The organism is Flavobacterium erciyesense (assembly GCF_018069925.1).
GTDB lineage: Bacteria > Bacteroidota > Bacteroidia > Flavobacteriales > Flavobacteriaceae > Flavobacterium > Flavobacterium erciyesense.
Genome location: NZ_JAGPXB010000001.1, coordinates 541,890 through 564,306, shown reverse-complemented (window position 1 = coordinate 564,306; position 22,417 = coordinate 541,890). Strand labels below are relative to the sequence as shown.

The window sequence follows — 22,417 nt, the reverse complement described above, 5'->3', positions numbered from 1 at the left end:
TTTTTATTGGTATTGTATTATTCAATTTCAGATACACGTAAGGTGTTTACCATACCTTTATCTTTAATTGGCATTGCTGCAAGATTAATCAAAAAGTCTCCTTTTTCAACAAAACCTTTTTCTCTTGCTATTTCATTCACATCAGTAACGGTGTCATCAGTGCTAACATCTTTTTCGTACATGAAAGATTTAACTCCCCACAGTAAATTAAGCTGCGTTAAGATGCGTCTGTTAGATGTAAAAACCAAAATATGTGCATTAGGTCTCCATGCCGAAATTTGAAAAGCAGTGTAACCACTATTTGTTAAGGTACAAATTGCTTTTGCTTTGATTACGTTAGCCATAGTCGCAGCGTGATGGCAAATAGTTTTTGTGATAAAACGCTTAGTCTTAATTTGTGGTGTATTTTGTGGTACTTGAATTAGCGGAGAATCTTCTACTGCTTCAATAATTTGCGTCATTTTTTGAATAACCTGCACTGGGTAATTTCCTGCAGCAGTTTCTCCAGAAAGCATCACAGCATCAGCACCATCCATTACAGAGTTGGCTACGTCATTCACTTCTGCACGTGTTGGCGTTAAGCTAGTGATCATAGTCTCCATCATTTGAGTAGCAACAATAACCGGAATACGTGCTGTTTTGGCTCTACGAATCAATTCTTTTTGAACTAACGGCACTTCATGCGCAGGTAATTCAACACCTAAATCACCACGTGCTACCATTAACGCATCACAAAAAGCAACAATTTTATCAATGTTTTCTAGCGCCTCAGGCATTTCGATTTTTGCAACAATCGGAATTTTATACTCAGAATGTTCTGCAATAAGTTCCTGTAAATCTTGTAAATCTCGTGGTGTTTTTACAAATGATAAAGCAATCCAGTCAACATTTTGACCAATTGCAAAAATAGCATCTGCAATATCTTTCTCTGTCATCGCAGGCAATGAAATCTTTGTATTAGGAAGGTTCACTCCTTTTTTAGATTTTAATTCACCACCTTGAATAACTTTTGCTAAAACTTCTGATTTTTTATCAGTCTCAACAATTTCAAAAATCAGTTTTCCATCATCTAATAATATACGCTCTCCAGGATTTACATCGTTTGGAAAGTTTTGGTATTTCATGAATACTTTTTTCGCAGTTCCTAAAATATCCTCTGCAGTAGTAAAAGTTATTAAATCACCATCATTTACCACAACGCCTTCTTCCATAACTCCTACGCGCAACTTAGGACCTTGTAAATCGGCTAAAATAGCAGTAGTGTACCCAAATTCTTCATTCAATCCACGAATAAGTTGTATTCTCTCTTTAACATCTTCGTAGTCTGCATGAGAAAAATTAATTCGAAACACGTTAACACCAGCGTCAATCATGTCTTTGATGATTTCTCTTGTACTACATGCAGGCCCTAGTGTGGCTACAATTTTCGTTTTTTTGTTTGTAAGCATTTTTATTAAAAAATTAAATTGTTTTTAGCTTTTATTTGATTCGTATCAATACTGTATACTGTTGATACGTTTTCAATTGTATTTAATGTGCTTTGTATATCGGCAATATTAACGCATTCATTATTTTCTATTTTTAAAAAATAATCGACTTTTTTAAATTCAGGGAGTAGGAATACTTTAGTTGATATTTCCATTGCCACGTTTGAAAATAAGTTTTGCGTCGTGATTTCTGCAATTTTTTTTACCTCATTTTTGTTTTGAACCAGCTCCCAATTGACTTCATTTTCAGTATCAAAATAAGAAAATCGTGAAAAATAAGTCTCTCCTTCCTTATTATTTACCGGGATATCAGTACTGCTTTTTTCTAAAATAATTGGCAGTTTTTGATTTATGAAGTAGGCCAAACGATAATCTTCAATTAGGGTGTGAATTGCAATTAGATAGTAATCTATTTCGTCAAATTCGCCGAGATTCAGTTTATGAATAGCCATTCCGTTAAAAAATAAGATGTAAATATACCATTTCTATTGAAGTGTATACGCCTCAATATAAGATGTTTTTGTTAATTTATGAACGAAAACGATATAGTTTTGTAGAAATTACTATTATTTTCTATCCATTTTTTCTTGAAATGCAAAATATGCACGTTGGGATGCTTTTTCTTCTGCTTTCTTTTTAGAGGTAGCTCTTGCTTTGGCAATTACTTTATCATCAATACTTAGTTTCACACCAAACAATCTTTGTCCATCCATCGCATTGTCTTCATAGATGTCATAGTGAAAGGTTTTCTTTTCTTTTTGGCACCATTCAATAATCAAACTTTTGTAACTTATTACTTTGCCTTCTAAGCGAGAAATATTAACGTAGGGTTCGATTACTCTTTTTTGAATGAATTTTTCGCATGCATCATACCCTTTATCTAAATAGATTGCTCCAATAAGCGACTCAAAGATATTACCGTGTATGTTTTCGCCAAAATGTTGAACGGGTACTTTACTTTCGATAAATTGTATCAAGTTCAAATCTTTGCCTAGTTCATTTAGATGTTCGCGACTAACAATTTTAGAACGCATTTTGGTGAGATAACCCTCGTCACCTGTTGGTACTTCGTTGAATAAATGAGCGGCAATAACCGCGCTAAGCATGGCATCGCCAAGGAATTCCAGTCTTTCATAACTTACAGGGTTTCCTGCGGTATCAATACGGTTGCTGGAACGATGTGTAAATGCTTTGGAATAATAATCCAGATTTATGGGGTCAAAGCCAAGTATTTTGGCAATTGAATTAAAAAAAATCCCGTTTTCTTTCGAACGGGATTTTGAAAATATTTTTCTGAGTATGCGCATACAATTAGATCTCTAATTTTTTAACCAAAACGCAAGCATTATGACCTCCAAAACCAAAGGTGTTGCTCATAAGTACTTTTACGTCTCTTTTTTGAGCAGTATTGAATGTGAAATTCAATCTTGGATCAATGTTTTCGTCACTTGTTGTATGGTTGATCGTTGGAGGGATTATTCCGTATTTTAATGATAAAATAGATGAAATTGTCTCAATTGCTCCAGCTGCTCCAAGTAAATGGCCTGTCATTGATTTGGTTGAATTCAGATTCATGGTATAAGCATGTTCTCCAAAAACGTGTAAAATTGCTTTTGATTCAGCAATATCTCCCAATGGAGTTGATGTTCCGTGCATGTTAACACCATCTACATCTGTTGGTTGCAAACCGGCATCTCTTAAACAATTCAACATTACATTTTTAGCACCTAAACCTTCTGGATGTGGCGCAGTAATATGATGTGCATCTGCTGACATTCCGCCTCCGCCAATTTCACAATAAATAGTGGCGCCACGAGCAATTGCATGTTCGTACTCTTCTAAAACTAACGCTCCAGCACCTTCACCAAGTACAAACCCATCACGGTCTTTGTCCATTGGTCTTGAAGCTGATTTTGGATCATCGTTTCTAGTCGATAAAGCGTGCATCGCATTAAATCCGCCCATTCCTGCAATTGTGACTGCGGCTTCAGATCCACCAGTAATCATCGCATCAGCATGACCTAAACGAATGTAGTTGAAAGCGTCAATGATAGCATTTGTTGATGAAGCACAGGCAGAAACCGTTGTAAAATTCGGGCCTCTGAATCCGTATTTAATAGAAATGTGTCCACCAGCAATATCAGCAATCATTTTTGGGATAAAAAACGGGTTGAATTTTGGTGTCCCATCTCCAGCTGAATAATTAAGAACTTCTATTTGAAATGTTTCTAAACCTCCAATTCCAGAGCCCCAAATCACGCCTACGCGGTCTTTGTCTAGGGTTTCCATATCAAAATTAGCATCTTTAACAGCTTCATCAGAGGCTACCATGGCATACTGAGCGTAACGGTCCATTTTTCTAGCTTCTTTGCGATCGATAAAGTCTTCAACATTAAAGTTCTTAACTTCACAGGCAAACTGTGTTTTAAATTTGGAAGCGTCAAAATAGGTTATAGGTGCAGCACCACTTACTCCATTTATCAAGCCATTCCAATATTCTTCAATAGTATTTCCAATAGGAGTTAGAGCGCCTAAACCTGTTACAACCACTCGTCTTAATTCCATAAACTCTTTATTTCGTTATCTTTAAACAAATAAAACCCATGCTGATACTGTATAAATACTACAAAATAGCTATGGGTATTACAATAAATATCTTTCGATTGAATGTCAATCTTGAATTTAATTTCTTAAAAAAAATAATAACACCCGTATACCAATAGTGTACGGGTGCATGTTTTATTATTTTTTAGCTTCCTCAATGTAAGAGATTGCTTGACCTACAGTAGCGATGTTTTCTGCTTGATCGTCTGGAATTTGAATGTCAAATTCTTTTTCGAACTCCATAATAAGCTCAACAGTGTCTAATGAGTCAGCTCCTAAATCATTAGTGAAGCTTGCTTCTGTTACAACTTCGTTTTCGTCAACGCCTAATTTGTCTACGATAATCGCTTTTACTCTTGATGCAATGTCTGACATAATCTTTAATTTTAGAATTTAATTTGTTGGCAAAAATAAAAAACTTTATTTTAAAACAACTATTTAGTTAATAAATGTGACATCTAATTTATGAAATATATTTAAACAAAGCCGAAGCATTGCTATTTAATTTCATTTATTATGCTTTTTTTTGTGCTCTTAAAACTGATGATTTTATGAAAAAGATAGTTGTTTTTGCTTCTGGATCGGGGACTAATGCCGAAAATATTATTCAATATTTCGAAAAATCAACGTCGGGCAGAGTAGTAGCTGTTTTTTGCAATAATGCGCAAGCTCTTGTGCTAGAAAAGGTAAAAAAGTATGCTATTTCGTCTGAAATTTTTTCTAAAAATGATTTAAATGAAGGTTTAGTTTTGCAAAAAATAAAAAATTTCGCTCCAGATTGGATTGTTTTAGCAGGTTTTCTTTTAAAATTTCCTTCCAATTTAATTGATGCTTATCCTGATAAAATAATTAATATTCATCCTGCATTATTACCAAAGTATGGAGGAAAAGGAATGTATGGCATGCACATTCATGAGGCGGTTGTAGCTAATAAAGAAGTTGAAACTGGTATCACTATTCATTATGTTAATGAAAATTATGATGAAGGAAATATCATTTTTCAGCAAAGCGTAATTCTCACACCAACAGACAATGCTCATGATGTTGCCGTTAAAATTCATAAACTAGAGCAAGAGTATTTTCCGAAAGTGATAGAAGATTTGCTTTTAACTACTGCTAGTGCAGAGAATAAAGAAGGTTAAAGATGACTACGCACGATGTACATATTTACACAGATGGCGCTGCCAAGGGAAATCCGGGCAATGGTGGTTATGGTGTTGTGATGGAATGGGTGGGTAAGCCTTATAAAAAAGAATTTTATGAAGGTTTTCGCAGGACGACCAATAATAGAATGGAACTTTTGGCAGTAATTGTAGGCTTAGAAAAACTTAAAAATCCTGGTACAAAGGTATTGGTTGTATCTGATTCTAAATATGTTGTCGACTCTGTTGAAAAAAAATGGGTGTTGGGTTGGGAAAAAAAAGGCTTTGCTGCTAGGAAAAATGCCGATTTGTGGAAACGTTTTTTAATAGTTTACCGCAAACATCAAGTCAATTTCAAATGGATAAAAGGTCACAACAATCATCCTCAAAACGAAAGGTGCGATGAGTTGGCAGTGATGGCATCCATGCAAAAACAACTTTCAATTGATGCTTTTTATGAGCAAGAAGATTCAAAATTGATCTGATTTTTTTTTCAAAAAGAACCACAATATTACAGTTTCAACACATTGCAACTTTACAACTTATAAACTATCTTTGCCCCTTAATTCGAAACGTATATAATGAATAAATTATTGATTGTTGGAACTGTAGCTTTCGACGCGATTGAAACTCCTTTTGGAAAAACAGATAAAATACTAGGTGGAGCAGGAACTTACATTGGTTTATCAGCTTCGTTTTTTAATGTGCAATCAGCCATTGTTTCTGTAGTTGGAGACGATTTTCCGCAAGAATATTTAGATTTATTAACTGCTAGAAACATTGATATTTCTGGTCTTGAAGTGGTGCCTGGTGGTAAAACTTTCTTTTGGAGCGGTCGTTACCATAATGATTTAAATTCAAGAGATACCCTTGATACACAGTTGAATGTCTTAGCTGATTTTCAGCCAAAAGTGCCTCAAGATTTTAAGAATGCTGAGATTGTGATGTTAGGAAACTTACATCCATTGGTACAAAGCAGTGTTTTAGATCAAATGGAAACGCAACCAAAATTAGTAGTTTTAGATACTATGAACTTTTGGATGGATTGTGCTCTTCCAGAATTACTTGACGTAATCAAACGCGTTGATGTTATCACTATTAATGATGAAGAGGCTAGACAACTTTCTGGAGAATATTCATTAGTAAAAGCTGCTGCAAAAATCCACACCATGGGTCCTAAATATGTGGTGATTAAAAAAGGAGAACACGGAGCGCTAATTTTTCACGATAAAGAAATTTTCTTTGCACCAGCATTACCACTTGAAGAAGTATTTGATCCAACAGGAGCAGGAGATACATTTGCAGGAGGATTTGCAGGTTATTTGACACAAAGCGAAAACATCTCTTTCGAGAACATGAAAAACGCAATCATTCACGGTTCAAACCTAGCTTCTTTCTGTGTAGAAAAATTTGGTACTGAAAGAATGCTTGCTTTGAATAAAGAAGAAGTGGTGTCTCGACTTCAACAGTTCAAATCATTGACACAATTTGATATCACACTATAATACAAGAAACCTCGGAAACGGGGTTTTTTTGTTCCGTAAATTCAGTGTAAATTTTATTTATTAAACTGAATTTATGCTGGTTAACTTATTATTACAACAACACAACAATACAAATTACTTACAATGAGCGATGCTTTAAAACACGAATGTGGAATAGCCTTAGTCAGATTACTTAAACCGCTTGAATATTACAAAGAAAAGTATGGTACTGCATTTTACGGTATCCAGAAAATGTATCTTTTAATGGAAAAGCAGCATAACCGCGGACAAGACGGTGCAGGGTTTGCCAGTATAAAACTAGATGTCGATCCGGGAGAAAGATACATTAGTAGAGTTCGCTCCAATCATGCGCAACCTATTCAAGATGTTTTTAAACAAATCAACGATCGTATTAACGAAGAAATGGAAGCCCATCCAGAGTACGCTGATGATGTGGCCTTGCAAAAACAAAAAATCCCATACATAGGAGAATTGTTTTTAGGACATGTTCGATACGGAACTTTTGGTAAAAACAGTATCGAGAGTGTACACCCATTTTTACGTCAGAACAATTGGATGCATCGCAACTTAATTCTTGCTGGAAATTTCAACATGACTAATGTGAAAGAGTTGTTTCAGAATCTTATTGATTTGGGGCAACATCCAAAAGAAATGGCTGATACGGTGACGGTGATGGAAAAAATTGGTCATTTTCTAGACGATGCTGTAACTGATTTATACCAAGATTGTAAAAACGAAGGATTAACTAAAAGAGAAGCTTCGCCAGTAATTGCAGAACGATTAGATGTAGCTAAAATTTTGGCACGTGCAGCTAAAAATTTAGATGGAGGCTATGCCATGGCTGGACTTCTAGGTCACGGTGATTCTTTTGTTTTTAGAGATCCTGCCGGAATTAGACCTGCTTACTTTTATCAAGATGACGAAATTGTGGTGGTAGCATCTGAGCGACCAGTGATTCAAACGGTATTCAATGTTCCTTTCGAGTCGGTTCACGAAATTGATCCTGGAAATGCATTGATTATCAAAAAGAATGGTACGATTTCTATGAAAGAAATTTTACCTCCAACGGTGAAAAAAGCGTGTTCTTTTGAGCGCATTTATTTCTCAAGAGGAAGTGACGCCGAAATTTATCAGGAAAGAAAAAATCTAGGGCGTTTAATTTTGCCTGCCGTTTTAGAGTCTATCGATGAAGATACGGACAATACTGTTTTTTCATACATACCCAACACAGCCGAAACTTCTTTTTACGGTTTGGTAGAAGCGGCACAGGATTTCTTGAACCAGCGAAAAAATAATTTTATCCTAGAAAACAGAAATACCTTGACCAAAGAGTCTTTGCAAGAGTTATTGTCTGTAAAAATTAGAACTGAAAAAGTAGCAATTAAAGATGCTAAGCTGCGAACCTTTATTACTGAGGACAGTAGCAGAGACGACTTGGTTGCGCACGTATATGATGTTACTTATGGCGTAATCAAACCAACTGACAATTTGGTTATTATTGATGACAGTATTGTACGTGGAACTACTCTTAAAATGAGTATTATCAAAATGATGGATCGTTTAAATCCAAAACGAATTGTAATTGTTTCATCAGCGCCACAAATACGTTATCCGGATTGTTATGGTATTGATATGGCCAAACTAGAAGGTTTGGTTGCTTTTAGAGCTGCGCTTGAACTATTGAAAGAACGTAATTTGTATCATATAGTTGATGAAGTATATGCTAAATGCAAAGCGCAGGAAAATTTCAAAGATAGCGAGGTAGTCAATTATGTTACTGCTATTTACGAACCATTTCATCCGCAGGAGATATCAGACAAGATTTCCGAGATGTTAAGTTCGCCTGAAATTAAGGCTGAAGTGAAAATCATTTTTCAAACAGTAGAGAATTTGCACATAGCTTGTCCTAAAAATTTAGGCGATTGGTATTTTACCGGAGACTATCCTACTCCAGGTGGTAATCGTGTGGTAAATAGAGCCTTTATGAATTTTTATGAAGGTAAAGACGCAAGAGCATATTAACAATTCGAGTCTAAATAGTTTTTAATCGGTTTTATGAGTTGTTAGTCTAAAATATTTGCAGTGATTGAAGTACTGTTCTACATTTGAATAACCATAATATTAGTAGGTTAAATTTATGGTAGATTTGGGGCAAAAAAGGTGGAAGAGATTCCACCTTTTTTATTGGAATAAAGTCAAGGAAGAAATAAGAATATAGAGGAGAGAATTAAGATAATAGAATAAAGTAGTAGAATAAAGATAGTAAAATTAAGAAAATAGAATAAAGAGAAGAGAGTAAAGAGAATAGAATAAAGAGAACAGAAAAAACAAAAAAGACGAATAAGCCAAGTGTTTATTCGTCTTTTTCAATTATGATTAGGAATACTTTCTAAGATAAAAAAATAGACAAACAACTTTTAAGTCATTTGTCTATTCTTTATGTTTTTTATTCTATTCTCTTAAAAAAATTATTTCTCTAAAGCATATCTTCTGGAAACTTCAGTCCAATTGATTACGTTGAAAAATGCTTCAATATAATCAGGTCTTCTGTTTTGGTAGTTTAAGTAATAAGCATGCTCCCAAACGTCCATAGCCAAAATAGGTGTTCCGCCACAACCTACTCCTGGCATTAATGGATTGTCTTGATTTGGCGTACCGCAAACCTCAAGTTTACCTCCTTTTTGTACACAAAGCCAAGCCCATCCTGAACCAAATTGTGTAGCACCCGCTTTACTAAAACTAGCTTTAAATTCTTCAAAAGTTCCAAAAGCGGCTTCAATTGCAGCAAGTAAATCTCCTGTTGGTAAGCCGCCACCGTTTGGTGTCATTACAGTCCAAAACAAGTTGTGGTTGTAAAAACCTCCACCGTTGTTACGTACAGCAGCGTTTTTTAAATCTAGGTTTATTAAAATATTTTCGATGGTTTTACCTTCCATATCTGTTCCTGCAATGGCAGCGTTCAAATTGGTTGTGTAAGCATTGTGGTGCTTAGAATGGTGGATTTCCATTGTACGAGCATCAATATGTGGTTCTAATGCATCGTATGCATAAGGTAATTGTGGTAATTCAAAAGCCATAATATGTTTGTTTTATAAGTGAATTAATTTAACAGTCAAATTTACTCATTAAAGTTTGGAAACGGAAATTCTATTTCGTTATAATTTCATTAAATTATGTGATAGTAGTTTATTTTTAGAATTAAAACATTGGTAATAAGTTATTAAAATTTTTTTAGGTTGGCGAAGTGAAACGGAGACCATTTGCAACCTATCAAATTTTTAGGAATGCGCCATAGCCATACAAACAATACTGATTTTTACCCCAGGAATTTTTAATAAAGCACGTGAGCAGGCTTCAAGTGTAGCGCCAGTTGTTAGTACATCATCAACCAACAAAAAATGTTTGTTGTGCTCTTTTTCAGAAAAAACAACATCAAAAATTGTCTCGTTTAGTTCTGACCTGCCCAGCAAGTTTTTTTTAGATTGTGTTTTCGAATAGACTTTTCGAATTAGTACTTTGTTATTATATGCGATATCTAGCTGTTCAGAAAGTGCTTTTCCAAATCCGCTTACTTGATTGTAGCCGCGTTCTTTATATTTTTTTGGATGCAAAGGAACCGGAATAATTTGGTCTACGTCTTGTAAAGCAACCACCGTTTTTAAATCTCCGGCATACCATTCACCTATTAATGGACCTAATTCTTCATGGCCTTTGTACTTTAGATTATGAATGAGCTCTTGCACGATTCCCTTTTTATGAAAATAAAATAAAGCTGAAGCATGCTGAACTAAAACCCTACCGTAAAATTTTTTGTAGGCATCATTTTCAGGGTTTAAATGATGATGTGTCAATGGCGCATCGTGACGGCATGTAGTGCAAATCATATTTTCGGTACCCAATAATAAGGTACTGCAGCCGGAACAAACTTTTGGAAAAAAGAGATTAATGAGGCTTTGAAACATATAATCAGGGTTTTAATGCTAAAATTAATCAAATCAGGACTTCAAACTCCAAGAAATTGCTTTTTTTTAAGTTCACTTTTTATATTTTTGCAATACTATGGCAAAACAAGAAGATTTATTTAAGAATGTAGTTTCGCACGCAAAAGAGTACGGATTTATTTTTCCGTCAAGCGAAATATACGATGGTTTAAGTGCAGTCTATGATTATGCACAAAACGGAGTAGAGTTAAAAAAGAATATACGCGAATATTGGTGGCGCGCTATGGTTCAGATGAATGAAAACATCGTGGGCCTTGACGCTTCCATATTAATGCATCCTACAACTTGGAAAGCATCCGGTCACGTAGATGCGTTTAACGATCCTTTAATAGACAATAAGGATTCTAAAAAAAGATACAGAGCCGATGTTTTGATTGAAGATTATGCTGAAAAACTCAATCAAAAGGCGCAAAAAGAAATAGAAAAAGCCCGAACTCGTTTTGGCGAAGCTTTTAATGAACAAGAATTTGTTACTACTAACACGCGCGTTATGGAGTACAAAGCCAAAGAGAGAGAAATTCTTGAACGGATGGCTCGCTCTCTTGGTAACGAGGACTTGGCCGATGTAAAAGCTTTAATCGAAGAGCTTGAAATTGCTTGTCCTGATTCAGGTTCAAGAAATTGGACTGAGGTAAAACAATTTAACCTCATGTTTGGTACCAAATTAGGAGCATCTGCTGATTCAGCAATGGATTTGTATTTGCGTCCAGAAACAGCTCAGGGAATTTTTGTTAACTTTTTAAACGTTCAAAAATCCGGACGTATGAAAGTTCCTTTTGGAATTGCTCAAACTGGTAAAGCGTTCAGAAACGAAATTGTGGCAAGACAATTTATTTTCCGTATGCGTGAGTTTGAACAAATGGAAATGCAATTTTTTGTGCGTCCAGGCGAAGAAATGAAACACTACGAATTCTGGAAAGAAGCCCGACTTAAATGGCACTTGTCACTTGGTTTAGGAAAAGAAAGATACCGTTTTCACGATCACGAGAAGTTAGCCCACTACGCTAATGCTGCTGCTGATATCGAATTTGATTTTCCATTTGGATTTAAAGAATTAGAAGGAATTCACTCCAGAACCGATTTCGATTTAAAAGCACACGAGCAATTTTCAGGTAGAAAATTACAGTATTTTGATGCCGAATTGAATCAAAATTATGTGCCGTACGTTGTAGAAACTTCAGTTGGTTTAGACAGAATGTTCTTGGCTGTTTTTGCTACTTCCTTAAAAGAAGAAACACTTGAGGACGGATCAACCCGAACAGTTTTGAAATTGCCATCAGTACTTGCTCCTACAAAAGCTGCCATTTTACCATTAGTAAAAAAAGACGGTTTACCAGAAATTGCCAGACAAATTATTGATGATTTGAAATGGGATTTCAGCGTATCTTACGATGAAAAAGATGCTGTGGGAAGACGTTACCGCAGACAAGATGCCTTGGGTACCCCATTTTGTATCACCGTAGATCATCAAACTGCAGAAGATCAAACCGTAACCATTCGTCATAGAGATACTATGAAACAAGATCGTGTAGCGATTGCTGATTTAAAAGCAATTATAGAAAACGAAGTTTCAATGAAAACTTGGTTGATGAAAATGTAGATTTTTTAAACTCAAATAAAACACCCAAATTCTTGAATAAGAGTTTGGGGTTTTTTTTGTAAAATTTTTCGGATCGAATAATGGATTTGTAAATATTTTTTTATATTTTTACTAAACTAATCATTAAAATAAAACTATGAAATGTAAGATTACCTCCTACCCCCCCCTAATAAGATTTATTTAAGCTGGGATTCTTTGTTCTGTAAATTGTGGGCTTTTGCACTTAATCTGTTTTGGCACAATAAAGAAGTTTTAAAGTCATTTTTTTGCCGCAAAAAGCTTGCTTCAAATTTTTTTGTTCTTTGTCTATTTTCTGTATTTGTATCTTGTCAAGTTGAAGAAGATTTAGAGGACAAGAAAGCTAGCGGGGAGCAATTCAAAACAGAAATACAGGATTATTTAAATAGTATTGTAATCAAAAAAATTGAAGGTAGTTTGTTTACTGCTAAAGACTTGATAGCAACAATAAATTATCAAAGTACAAGGGCTGTTGTACTAAACGATGTGCAAACTCTTTTGATAGCAGACTTGGGCAATGTGACTGATAACGATAAAGCAATTGCTACAAAATTAGTTTTGTACTTGCATAAAGACGGGATTCAAAAAGCAAAAATTATTACTTTTGAAAATTATTTTTCAGATTACAATAGTACTATAAAGTACATGCTAAATAATGAGAATGAGGAATTAGCGTATTCAGGAAAAGTCTTGATTCACTCTATTGAAGGGAGATTTGAATTTTCAGGTGAGTTAGATCAAGGACGATTGAAAGCGCACTCAAGAGCATTTCCTAATACTAAAGATATCATAGCTAAAACTACCCGTTATTGTACCTCCTGGTATAGGATTGACCGTATAGGCGAAGAAATTATATCAGTAACTTTCTTATTCAAAACATGCGAGGCTGAAAATGATTCATACGGAGGTGTTTCTGGTGATAGTGAGGGTACCGGTGAATGGGCGATTTTTCCAGTACAACCACAAGATAAGGATAAATTTACACATTTCGCACCAGATGGCATTATGACTGTCTATCAATATAATGCCGCGCGTAATTCTTGGAATATTATTGCTATTCCACTACCTGAACTTGCTATACCAAACCATGCTGCACATAATCAACATTTACAACACGTTCAATTTCCGCAACACCAACAAATAGTAATTGGAACTCAGTTTACCTATCAATACAACTCTTTTTCAGGGTCTTGGTTAGCCGAACCAAAGATAGAAACGGATCTTACTTGTCTAGGCTTAAAAAAGCTTGTAACAAGTATCTCTACAGATGCAGAATTTACCACTGCTGTTTCAAGTATTAAAGCTGCTGCAAATGCGGATGGCTTTGAGCATAGTATTACCTTGGGCAAAGACAGTAATGGGAAAATAACGCAAGCTCCCATGAATAATGGCACATCACAGTATTTAGTAAAAACAAACACAACTTGGGTGGGAGCTTTTGCAGCAATTCATAACCATCCTAATGGCACGCCAATGTCCGCAGGCGATATATATGCAGCTGTTAGTTTGAACACGCTACGCCCCAATTTCACCACTACTTTTTTAGTTTTACCTGACGGCTCAATGTATGCTTTAGTGGTAACAGACCTAGAAGCTGCCAAAGCCTTTGTCACTGATTATCCAGCGGATCAGCTTCCTGGCTACAGCCCTGAATTTCCAAACTTTATATTTGACCAGATAGAGGCAATTCAGACTTCAGACATGACCTATACTAGTATCGAAGGTAAAACTAAAGCAATTTCAATTATTTTGGACAAATACAATTCTGGAATAACGTTACTAAAACAAGATAGCAATGGAAATTTTAATCCAATTAAAATGGAAGAAACCGTGCAAAATGGCAACACAATTTATACTCCAAAACCTTGTAATTAATACTAAAATTGAAAAAAATGAAAAATATACTTAGAACTTTCGCTCTTTTATTTATTTTAATAAACAATAGCTGCAAAGCGCAACAAATGGTTCAAACAACAAATGATGTTTATCAATTAAAAACAAATGAACAGCAATTTATTAATAAACCTCTGAAAAATCTTCTCAAAGAAATAAAACCCGAAATAAAAACAGGATATGCAAGTAATGATAATCCATTCTTTTTCAGATTTAAATTTATAACTCATGACCAACAGAAAAAGAAAAAGAAAGAAGGAAGTTGGGAAGATCAAGTATCTCTATACGTTTATGTCAAAGATCCAATAGATTGGAAATGGGAAAAAAGACCTAAAGAAATTGGGCTGTCTTGGACAAAAGAAGATGCAGAAAAATATGGCAATCTTATCGTAATTAGGATTAAAGTAATCAGTGCAATTAAAGATTAAATCATGAAAAACACATTACATATTCTAGCCTCGTTTGTTCTTTTAATTAATTATGGCTGTAAAGCGCAACAAATGGTACAAACCACCGCTGATGTTCAAAAACTTAAAACAAATGAGCAACAATTTATTAATATAATATAGATTAATTTACCGAATAAATTACAATGAAAAATTTAGTCCTAATTTTATTTCTAATTATAGCCTATACAAGTGTAAGTTTTTCGCAACAAATTGTTCCTGTTGAGAATTTTTATGGTCTTCAAACAAATGGCACATTACCAAACGGTAAATTCTCAATTAAAGATGTCAATAATGTATTACTGCGTTTTACTGGCACATGGAAAGGAGAATACGGCAGCAAAAAATATGAAATTCGAATAGAGCGCGTTACCAAGCCCTTTTTTGGGGCATTAGCAGATGTTTTGGTCATGAGGTATAAAATTACAAATAGTGCAGGGCCGCTATTAGAAGAAACTCTGTCCGTACTTAACAATGATGATGTGAACATAAGTGGGGATTATTTGCAAAACAGAACCTATGTATTTACCTATCAAGGACCAGATTGGGAATGTGGTCAAAGTGGAGAGATATATATAGCCGCAGGTTACGATAATAATCCAAATAAAATGGGATTGTTTCTTAGTCCTCAACAAATTTTGTTAGACACCACTGAGTGCCCAAATGGTCGCGCTTTAATGCCTTTTCCTGAAGAAATGATGTGGTTATACAAACAGTAAACGAAGTTTCAATGAAAACTTGGTTGATAAAAATGTAGATTAATTTACTGAATAAAAAGATTAAGAAAAGCTTTCCATAACGGAAGGCTTTTTTTATGGTTTTAGCAAAAATAGCTAATGTTTACAGTAATTAGATAGGAATTTACAGGTTCAAAAGCGAATAAAATATGTATTTTATCGGATTTATTTGTAGTTCATCTTTATGTGTCAACATTTGTTAAGAACATATTAACAAGATCTTTAATAAAATTGTTATTTGCTTATTTTTAGACTGTTAAATAAGTGATTCTTGTTTAATAAGTTTCCCAAAATTACCCTATTTATCAAATTTTCGAAAGTCGAAATGGCTTTATAAATTAATTTGCAGGTCCTATTTGTTTTAGGAAAATCGTTAATGAGTTATTCGTACATTATTATTGATGATCATCACGAATGTGTTTTGGAAACAAAAGCTGCGCTTTCTCGTTTTCCAGAATTAAATTTTATAGCTGTTGCAAATAATTATGATGAAGGATTAAATTGTGTTTTAGAACTCCAACCTGATCTTGTTTTTTTAGAAATTGATCCAGCAAATAAAAAAAGTAATTTATCATTACAACTAATAAACGAGCTGCATCGGTATCTAAAAGTTATTCCAAAAATTATAATTACTACCAGAACCAAAAACTTTGCTTTTGATGCTATTAAGTTCGAGGTAGCTGATTACCTTATTAAGCCAGTTCAGCATATTGATTTGGTGAAATTGATTTTGAAATTGAATAAGTCAATTTTGGAAACGCCTACTTCTGTTGAAAAAGCGCTACCGAGGCAAGATATAGTCACAATAAATAATGAGGTGCAAACCCCAGCTGATCAGCCATTAATTTTATGTGTCAAATCATACGGTGATTACAGGTACATAGATACCAATGATATTTGTTACCTAAAAGCAGATAACAACTCAACGGATATACACCTTCACACGGGCGAAATGATTACGGCTTTCAAAACCTTAAAACATTTTGAAGCTGCCCTCAACAGTCCATTTATTAGAATTCATAATAGCTATATCATTAACCGAAATTATATTGCACGAATCCATATGGGTAATGCGCTTTGTTACATTAAAAATAGTGCGGTTAAACTTCCTTTTTCAAAATCTTATAAGTCCAACATTGATACAATTATCAATGATTTCTCAGATGGAAATTATTTAGAAATATAAAAAACATCCATTTACCGTAATTTGAGCATCATTCACTTTCATTTGGTGGCAATCTACTATATAGGGTGTTTTTACGGGCAAAAAGTAAAGTTGTCTGCTTAGTTTTACAAAAGAATCATCAAACAAACGGTTCGAAAACAAAAAAAAACTAACAAAAAACATAAAAACCCCAAGGTTATGAAAAAAGCACTTTTAGTATCAGGATTATTTTCTTTAGTAATGGTTTTAACCTCTTTTACTTCTAACGCAGAGGTTGCTAATACATCAGATGACAACAAAGTTGAGATTCTTAAAGTTGACAACATGACATTAGATATTTCAGGAAATGGTGGAACTGGTGGAAATAAGAAAATGGACTAATAATTAATAGTTTCTGTAAAGATAAAGAAAAAGCCGTCAAGTATTTGACGGCTTTTTCTTTGTTGAGAAGTTTATTTTTTTATTTTTGATAATAAATATTTTTCCATTTGAAACAGACACTATACAAAACTATTTTTTTGATAATGCTATTAAGCTCATGTGATCAAAAAAATCAAGAATTTCATTATACTACAAATTCCAGTGATAGTCTCAATTCTTATCTGTCTCTTGCAAACGATTTTGATTTAGCATATGAACAACGACAGAGATATATCAAGAAAGCTTTCAAGATTGTATCTACCCAAGAAAATGATTCCATATATCGCGTAAATCTTTTCAAAATTGCTAATCGTTATTATAATGTTGAAAATTGGAGAGCATATAAAAGCACTGTTGAATTAATTCTGGAAAAATCCGAATTAAAGAATGATGCTATTAGCATGGCAAAAGCAAATAATTATTTAGGAGATTACTTTGATTCTCAAGGGAAACCAGATAGTTCTTTTTTCTTTTACAACAAAGCACAAAAAATGTATTTGCAATTAAATGATAATTATAATTTAGCAGTAACAATTATAAAAAAAGCTAATATCCAATTTTATCAAAGTGATTTCCTAGGTTCGGAGAAATCGACATCTAAAGCATTAAAGATTAAACAAAATAGGTATCATAGTGATGTGATGTACGACGCATACAATTTATTAGGGTTAATTTATAATGAATTAGAAGACTATGATAATGCAATGGTCTATCATAATAAAGCACTTGCAAGTATAGATAGTGAGTTGATGTCATCATTTTATCAACCAAAAGCTACTTCGTACAACAACATTGGCTATTTATATTTGAAGAGAGAAAAATACAAACAGGCTAAAGATTATTTCCTAAAAGGTTTAAACCAAAAAAATATTTCAACTGACAAGCCATATATTTACGCAATGTTATTAAACAATTTGGCTTATTCAAAATTCAAACTTAAAGAAAAAGCACAGCTACCTAATTTGTTTTTTCAATCCTTAAAAATTAGAGATAGCTTGAAACTAACTAGTGGAGTAATAGCTAGTAAAATTAATTTGTCAGAGTATTTTATTTCAAAAAAAGATACAACTTTGGCTAGTTTGTACGCCAAACAAGCATTGGTATTGTCGCAAAAAACTAATAATTATCGAAATATTCTAAATTCTTTGAAACATTTGTCTCTAATTGATCCTAAAAATGCAATTCAATATGCCAATGAATATATTAAGGTAAGCGAACAACTTCAAAAATCAGAACGCAAAATGGGTAATAAATTTACCCGTATCGAATACGAAACAGACGAGATTAAAAGTGAAAACAATGAACTAGCGCAGCAAAATAGAAATTTAGTATATTTTTTTTCAGGACTCGGTATTTTAGGATTGTTAATTTTTAAAATTAAATCACAAAAAGCAAAAAATAGAGAACTCCTGTTTAAACAACAGCAACAAGTAGCAAATGAGGAGATTTATAATTTAATGATTTCGCAGCAAAATGCCATTGAAGTAAGCAGAGTTGAAGAGAAAAAAAGAGTTGCGCGCGAATTACATGATGGGGTATTGGGCAGAATGTTTGGGGTACGTATGAATCTGGATGGTTTGAATAAGCAGCAAGACGAATCAGCTATGTTGCAAAGAATCAATTATTTAGCTGAGTTGAAGAATATTGAGCAGGACATTCGTGAAATTTCACATGATTTGAATAGGGAAAAATCAGAATTAATTAATAACTTCGTTGCAATCGTTAATAATTTATTTGAAGAACAGAAGAAAACCTATAAGTCAAAATTTATAGTAAATATTGATGCTACTATTCGTTGGGAGTTGGTTAGTAACGCTTTAAAAATTAATTTGTACCGCATTATACAAGAAATTTTGCAAAATACGAATAAATACGCCGATGCTTTAAAGATTAATGTCGATCTTAAGAAAGAAGAAGATCATTTGGTATTGAAAATATCAGATGACGGCAAGGGTTTCAATGTGAAAACAGCTAAGAAAGGAATAGGTTTGCAAAATATCTTATTCCGAACTAACGAGTGTGAAGGTGTTGTCGATATTAAATCAGCAAAATTGCAAGGGACTACTGTTACGGTTACTTTGCCAATTGCTTAAATACAATAAAAACAAGAATGGGAAGCGAGATTGAATCGGTTGAAAAACAAAAGAAAATACAAAATATATTAATAGTTGATGATCATCGTTTTATAATTGAGGGTTATAAAAATGCCATAACACGATACAATCCAAACGAATACGATTTTTTAATTACTCAAGCTAAGGATTGCGAATCCGCATATGATATTATAACAAACCCAGACAGTCCTGTTTTTGATATAGCTTTTTTAGATATTAGTATGCCTGCATATGAGGAAAAACAAATCTACTCAGGCGAGGATGTGGCCAAACTAATCTTGGATACGATGCCAGATTGTAAAATAATTTTGTTGACCATGTACACGGAATTATTAAAAATAAAAACGATTATTAATACAATCAATCCTGCTGGACTAGTTATCAAAAATGATTTGACATTTGATGAATTAATTTTTGCTTTTGATAAAATTATAAACAACGATAATTACTACAGTGAATCAGTTGTTAAAATGCTTAACTTAGCAGAGGTTGATGCTATTGAAATTGATCAATTTGACGAACAAATTTTATTTCATCTCTCCAAGGGAACACCTATTACCAACATGGTGCAATATATTCCGATATCGGTAGGGGCTATTGAACGGCGTATTGTAAACTTAAAAGAACTTTTAAGTGTTGAATACAACGACTACAGCGCCTTAGTAGTGGAAGCTAAAAACAAAGGATTATTATTTTAAAATAAAAAAAACGACACTTTTGGTGTCGTTTTTTAGTTTTGTCTATTCGCTAATAGCATCCCAACCACGCGCTTTTAGTGGGATCTTTGTGTTTGCTCGAGTAATTAAATGAATCCCTTCACTTTCTTGGGTCATGTGACCGATAATTGTAAAGTTAGGATTGGCTTTTATTTTCTCAAAATCTTGAATCGAGATTGTAAATAGTAATTCGTAATCTTCGCCGCCGTTAATGGCAACAGTGGTGCTGTCAATATTAAACTCTTCACAAACATTGATAAACTGCGGATCAATAGGTAATTTGTCTTCGTATAAATTACAACCTACTTTTGACTGTTTACAAATGTGCATAATCTCAGAGGAAAGTCCGTCTGAAATATCAATCATAGCCGTAGGTTTTACTTCAAGTGCATGCAGTAATGTACGAACATCTTTGCGTGCTTCAGGCTTTAATTGACGTTCAATAAGATAAGTATAAGCGTCTAAATCAGGTTGTGAATTTGGGTTCACTTGAAAAACTTGTTTCTCACGTTCCAAAACTTGTAATCCCATGTAGGCAGCGCCAATATCTCCTGTAACAACTAGTAAATCGGTTTCTTTAGCACCATTACGATATACAATTTCATCTTCGTTTGCTTCTCCGATGGCAGTAATGCTAATTATTAATCCTTTTTGAGAGGATGTGGTATCTCCGCCAATCACATCAACTTTGTATTCTGCTGCGGCATGTGTAATACCAGCAAACAATTCTTCTAAAGCTTCTAGCGGGAATCTATTGGAAACGGCAACCGAAACAGTGATTTGTGTTGCCTTTGCATTCATAGCGCAAATGTCCGAAACATTGACTACAACAGCTTTATATCCTAAATGTTTTAAGGGCATGTAAGCCAAATCAAAATGTACGCCTTCAATCAATAAATCGGTGGAAACAACAACTTTTTTGTCCTTGAAGTCTAAAACGGCTGCATCATCTCCAATCCCTTTTAAGGTAGATGATTGGTTGATTTCAAAATTTTTAGTCAAATGATCAATTAGGCCAAATTCTCCTAATTGAGCTATGCTGGTGCGTTGTGGATTTTTATCTTCTATCATTTGGCAAAGGTACAAAGTTTTTTTACCACAGATTACACAGATTAGCACAGATTTTTTCGCATCTTAAGGATTGTAAAACATCTTTCATAAAAACAATCGCAACTCTTACCATAAATCCATATTTAGATAATTTGCCACAGATTACACAAATTAGCACAGATTTTTTCGCGTCGTTATGATTGTAGAATATCTTTCATTGAAACAATCGTAACTAGTACTATACATCCATCTTTAGATAATTTGCCACAGATTACTACAGATTTTTTCGCGTCGCTATGATTGTAAAATATCTTTCATGAAAACAATTTCAACTCTTACTATAAATCCAGCTTTAAATAATTTGCCACAGATTACACAGATTAACACAGATTTTTTAGCTTCTTTTTGATTGTAAAACATCTTTCATGAAAACAATTGCAACTCTTATTATAAATCCATGTTTAGATAATTTGCCACAGATTACACAGATTAGCACAGATTTTTTCGCATCTTTATGATTGTAAAATATCTTTCATGAAAACAATAACTACGCTAACCATAAATCCTTCCTTAGATAAATCAACTCATTTTGCAGGACTTATCGCTGAGCAAAAAATTAGATGCGGAAAACCGCGCTATGACGCTGGTGGCGGCGGTATAAATGTATCTAAAGCCATTGCAAAATTAGGAGGTACGTCCAAATGTATTTTTACTTCTGGTGGTTCTTCTGGCGAGTTGCTCGAAGAATTAATTACAAAAGAAGGTTTGCAACCTGAATTGATAAGAACGAAAAACTGGACACGAGAAAATTTTATTGCTTTTGATTCCGAAACACAATCGCAATACCGTTTTGGTTTTCCAGGAAACGAGTTGTCTCCAGCTGAACAAGATGAAATTTTGCAAAAAGTAAAAGATTTAAAAACAGATTATCTTGTCATCAGCGGAAGCTTAAACGAAGGATTGCATTCTGATTTTTACAAACAAATAGCTCAAATAGCTAAAGCTTCTAAAATCAAGGTTGTTGTTGATACATCTGGTGAACCGCTGAAAAAAGTCTTAGAAACAGGAGTTTATCTAATTAAACCCAACATTGGCGAATTAGCAAAATTAATTGGTATCGAACGATTAGAATTGCCAGAGGTTGAGAAAGCAGCCAAACAATTAATAGAAAATAAAAGTGCCGAAATTGTTGTGGTGTCACTAGGAGCTGATGGAGCAATTTTAGTCACTAAAGACGAAACTCATTTTGTCAAAGCACCAAAAGTAGAAAAGAAAAGCACCGTAGGAGCTGGTGACAGTATGGTAGGTGGCATGGTGTGGGCATTGTCTCAAAACAAAACTTTAAAAGAAGTTATTCAGTGGGGAGTTGCTTGTGGTTCTGCAGCAACTATGAACGAAGGAACTCAATTGTTTAATGTGGAAGATGTGATGCAACTACTAAAAGAAATCTAATAAAAAAACCTGACAATTTTCATCGTCAGGTTTTCTCTATCTTCTTTGTTCTATCTTCTTTGTTCTA

Annotated in this window: 22 protein-coding genes; 14 read left to right on the top strand and 8 right to left on the bottom strand. The window is 33.9% G+C overall.

Annotated elements, in window-relative coordinates; genetic code table 11:
* Window positions 1–17 precede the first annotated feature (17 nt).
* From pyk to KBJ98_RS02580, 5 genes are all read right to left on the bottom strand, one after another.
* On the bottom strand, window positions 18–1,448 hold the full coding sequence (pyk, locus tag KBJ98_RS02600; RefSeq protein WP_210788121.1) for a pyruvate kinase: 1,431 nt from the start codon (window positions 1,446–1,448) through the stop codon (window positions 18–20).
* A 5-nt stretch (window positions 1,449–1,453) separates the two neighbouring features.
* The gene (locus KBJ98_RS02595; protein ID WP_210788120.1) at window positions 1,454–1,939 is read right to left on the bottom strand and encodes an IPExxxVDY family protein; all 486 of its coding nucleotides are present in this window, start codon (window positions 1,937–1,939) and stop codon (window positions 1,454–1,456) included.
* A 114-nt stretch (window positions 1,940–2,053) separates the two neighbouring features.
* Window positions 2,054–2,794 carry a ribonuclease III gene (rnc, locus tag KBJ98_RS02590; RefSeq protein WP_210788119.1) on the bottom strand — a complete coding sequence of 247 codons (741 nt, stop codon included), beginning with the start codon at window positions 2,792–2,794 and terminating at the stop codon, window positions 2,054–2,056.
* 4 nt (window positions 2,795–2,798) lie between these two features.
* Window positions 2,799–4,052 (bottom strand): beta-ketoacyl-ACP synthase II, encoded by a 1,254-nt coding sequence (gene fabF, locus KBJ98_RS02585; protein ID WP_210788118.1) that lies wholly within the window; start codon window positions 4,050–4,052, stop codon window positions 2,799–2,801.
* A 177-nt stretch (window positions 4,053–4,229) separates the two neighbouring features.
* Window positions 4,230–4,466, bottom strand: coding sequence for an acyl carrier protein (locus tag KBJ98_RS02580; RefSeq protein ID WP_007137004.1), 237 nt, complete (start codon window positions 4,464–4,466; stop codon window positions 4,230–4,232).
* Window positions 4,467–4,642: 176 nt separating this feature from the next.
* Here KBJ98_RS02580 and purN point away from each other — a divergent pair, with 176 nt between their 5' ends.
* The 4 genes from purN (at window position 4,643) to KBJ98_RS02560 (ending at window position 8,760) form a co-directional block, all read left to right on the top strand.
* Window positions 4,643–5,233 (top strand): phosphoribosylglycinamide formyltransferase, encoded by a 591-nt coding sequence (gene purN, locus KBJ98_RS02575; protein WP_210788117.1) that lies wholly within the window; start codon window positions 4,643–4,645, stop codon window positions 5,231–5,233.
* Between the two features lie 2 nt (window positions 5,234–5,235).
* A complete protein-coding gene (gene rnhA, locus KBJ98_RS02570; RefSeq protein ID WP_166132796.1) occupies window positions 5,236–5,718 on the top strand; it encodes a ribonuclease HI in 483 nt (160 codons plus the stop codon).
* 96 nt (window positions 5,719–5,814) lie between these two features.
* A complete protein-coding gene (locus KBJ98_RS02565; RefSeq protein ID WP_210788116.1) occupies window positions 5,815–6,738 on the top strand; it encodes a PfkB family carbohydrate kinase in 924 nt (307 codons plus the stop codon).
* 123 nt (window positions 6,739–6,861) lie between these two features.
* A complete protein-coding gene (locus KBJ98_RS02560; RefSeq protein ID WP_210788115.1) occupies window positions 6,862–8,760 on the top strand; it encodes an amidophosphoribosyltransferase in 1,899 nt (632 codons plus the stop codon).
* Between the two features lie 446 nt (window positions 8,761–9,206).
* Here the strand turns inward: KBJ98_RS02560 and KBJ98_RS02555 are convergent, their stop codons facing one another.
* Window positions 9,207–9,815, bottom strand: a complete 609-nt coding sequence (locus KBJ98_RS02555; RefSeq protein WP_210788114.1) for a superoxide dismutase — start codon at window positions 9,813–9,815, stop codon at window positions 9,207–9,209.
* A 201-nt stretch (window positions 9,816–10,016) separates the two neighbouring features.
* Window positions 10,017–10,700, bottom strand: a complete 684-nt coding sequence (locus KBJ98_RS02550) for a ComF family protein (protein ID WP_210788113.1) — start codon at window positions 10,698–10,700, stop codon at window positions 10,017–10,019.
* Window positions 10,701–10,797: 97 nt separating this feature from the next.
* On the opposite strand from KBJ98_RS02550, the gene KBJ98_RS02545 reads away from it, so the two are divergent.
* The 9 genes from KBJ98_RS02545 (at window position 10,798) to KBJ98_RS02505 (ending at window position 19,830) form a co-directional block, all read left to right on the top strand.
* The gene (locus KBJ98_RS02545; protein ID WP_210788112.1) at window positions 10,798–12,339 is read left to right on the top strand and encodes a glycine--tRNA ligase; all 1,542 of its coding nucleotides are present in this window, start codon (window positions 10,798–10,800) and stop codon (window positions 12,337–12,339) included.
* A gap of 453 nt (window positions 12,340–12,792) precedes the next feature.
* Complete coding sequence (locus tag KBJ98_RS02540; RefSeq protein WP_210788111.1) at window positions 12,793–14,232, top strand: hypothetical protein; 1,440 nt, start codon at window positions 12,793–12,795, stop codon at window positions 14,230–14,232.
* A gap of 17 nt (window positions 14,233–14,249) precedes the next feature.
* Window positions 14,250–14,678: a hypothetical protein gene (locus KBJ98_RS02535; protein WP_210788110.1), complete on the top strand. Its 429-nt coding sequence runs from the start codon at window positions 14,250–14,252 to the stop codon at window positions 14,676–14,678.
* 3 nt (window positions 14,679–14,681) lie between these two features.
* Window positions 14,682–14,819, top strand: a complete 138-nt coding sequence (locus KBJ98_RS02530) for a hypothetical protein (RefSeq protein WP_210788109.1) — start codon at window positions 14,682–14,684, stop codon at window positions 14,817–14,819.
* Between the two features lie 23 nt (window positions 14,820–14,842).
* The gene (locus tag KBJ98_RS02525; RefSeq protein WP_210788108.1) at window positions 14,843–15,415 is read left to right on the top strand and encodes a DUF6705 family protein; all 573 of its coding nucleotides are present in this window, start codon (window positions 14,843–14,845) and stop codon (window positions 15,413–15,415) included.
* Window positions 15,416–15,809: 394 nt separating this feature from the next.
* Entirely contained in the window at window positions 15,810–16,619 is an 810-nt protein-coding gene (locus tag KBJ98_RS02520; RefSeq protein WP_210788107.1) for a LytR/AlgR family response regulator transcription factor, read from the top strand.
* Window positions 16,620–16,796: 177 nt separating this feature from the next.
* Window positions 16,797–16,979: a hypothetical protein gene (locus KBJ98_RS02515; RefSeq protein ID WP_210788106.1), complete on the top strand. Its 183-nt coding sequence runs from the start codon at window positions 16,797–16,799 to the stop codon at window positions 16,977–16,979.
* Between the two features lie 143 nt (window positions 16,980–17,122).
* Complete coding sequence (locus KBJ98_RS02510; RefSeq protein WP_210788212.1) at window positions 17,123–19,111, top strand: tetratricopeptide repeat-containing sensor histidine kinase; 1,989 nt, start codon at window positions 17,123–17,125, stop codon at window positions 19,109–19,111.
* A gap of 17 nt (window positions 19,112–19,128) precedes the next feature.
* Entirely contained in the window at window positions 19,129–19,830 is a 702-nt protein-coding gene (locus KBJ98_RS02505; protein ID WP_210788105.1) for a response regulator, read from the top strand.
* 42 nt (window positions 19,831–19,872) lie between these two features.
* On the opposite strand, the gene thiL is transcribed toward KBJ98_RS02505, so the two are convergent.
* Window positions 19,873–20,919: a thiamine-phosphate kinase gene (gene thiL / locus KBJ98_RS02500; protein WP_210788104.1), complete on the bottom strand. Its 1,047-nt coding sequence runs from the start codon at window positions 20,917–20,919 to the stop codon at window positions 19,873–19,875.
* Between the two features lie 513 nt (window positions 20,920–21,432).
* On the opposite strand from thiL, the gene KBJ98_RS02495 reads away from it, so the two are divergent.
* A complete protein-coding gene (locus KBJ98_RS02495) occupies window positions 21,433–22,350 on the top strand; it encodes a 1-phosphofructokinase family hexose kinase (RefSeq protein ID WP_210788103.1) in 918 nt (305 codons plus the stop codon).
* Window positions 22,351–22,417 lie beyond the last annotated feature (67 nt).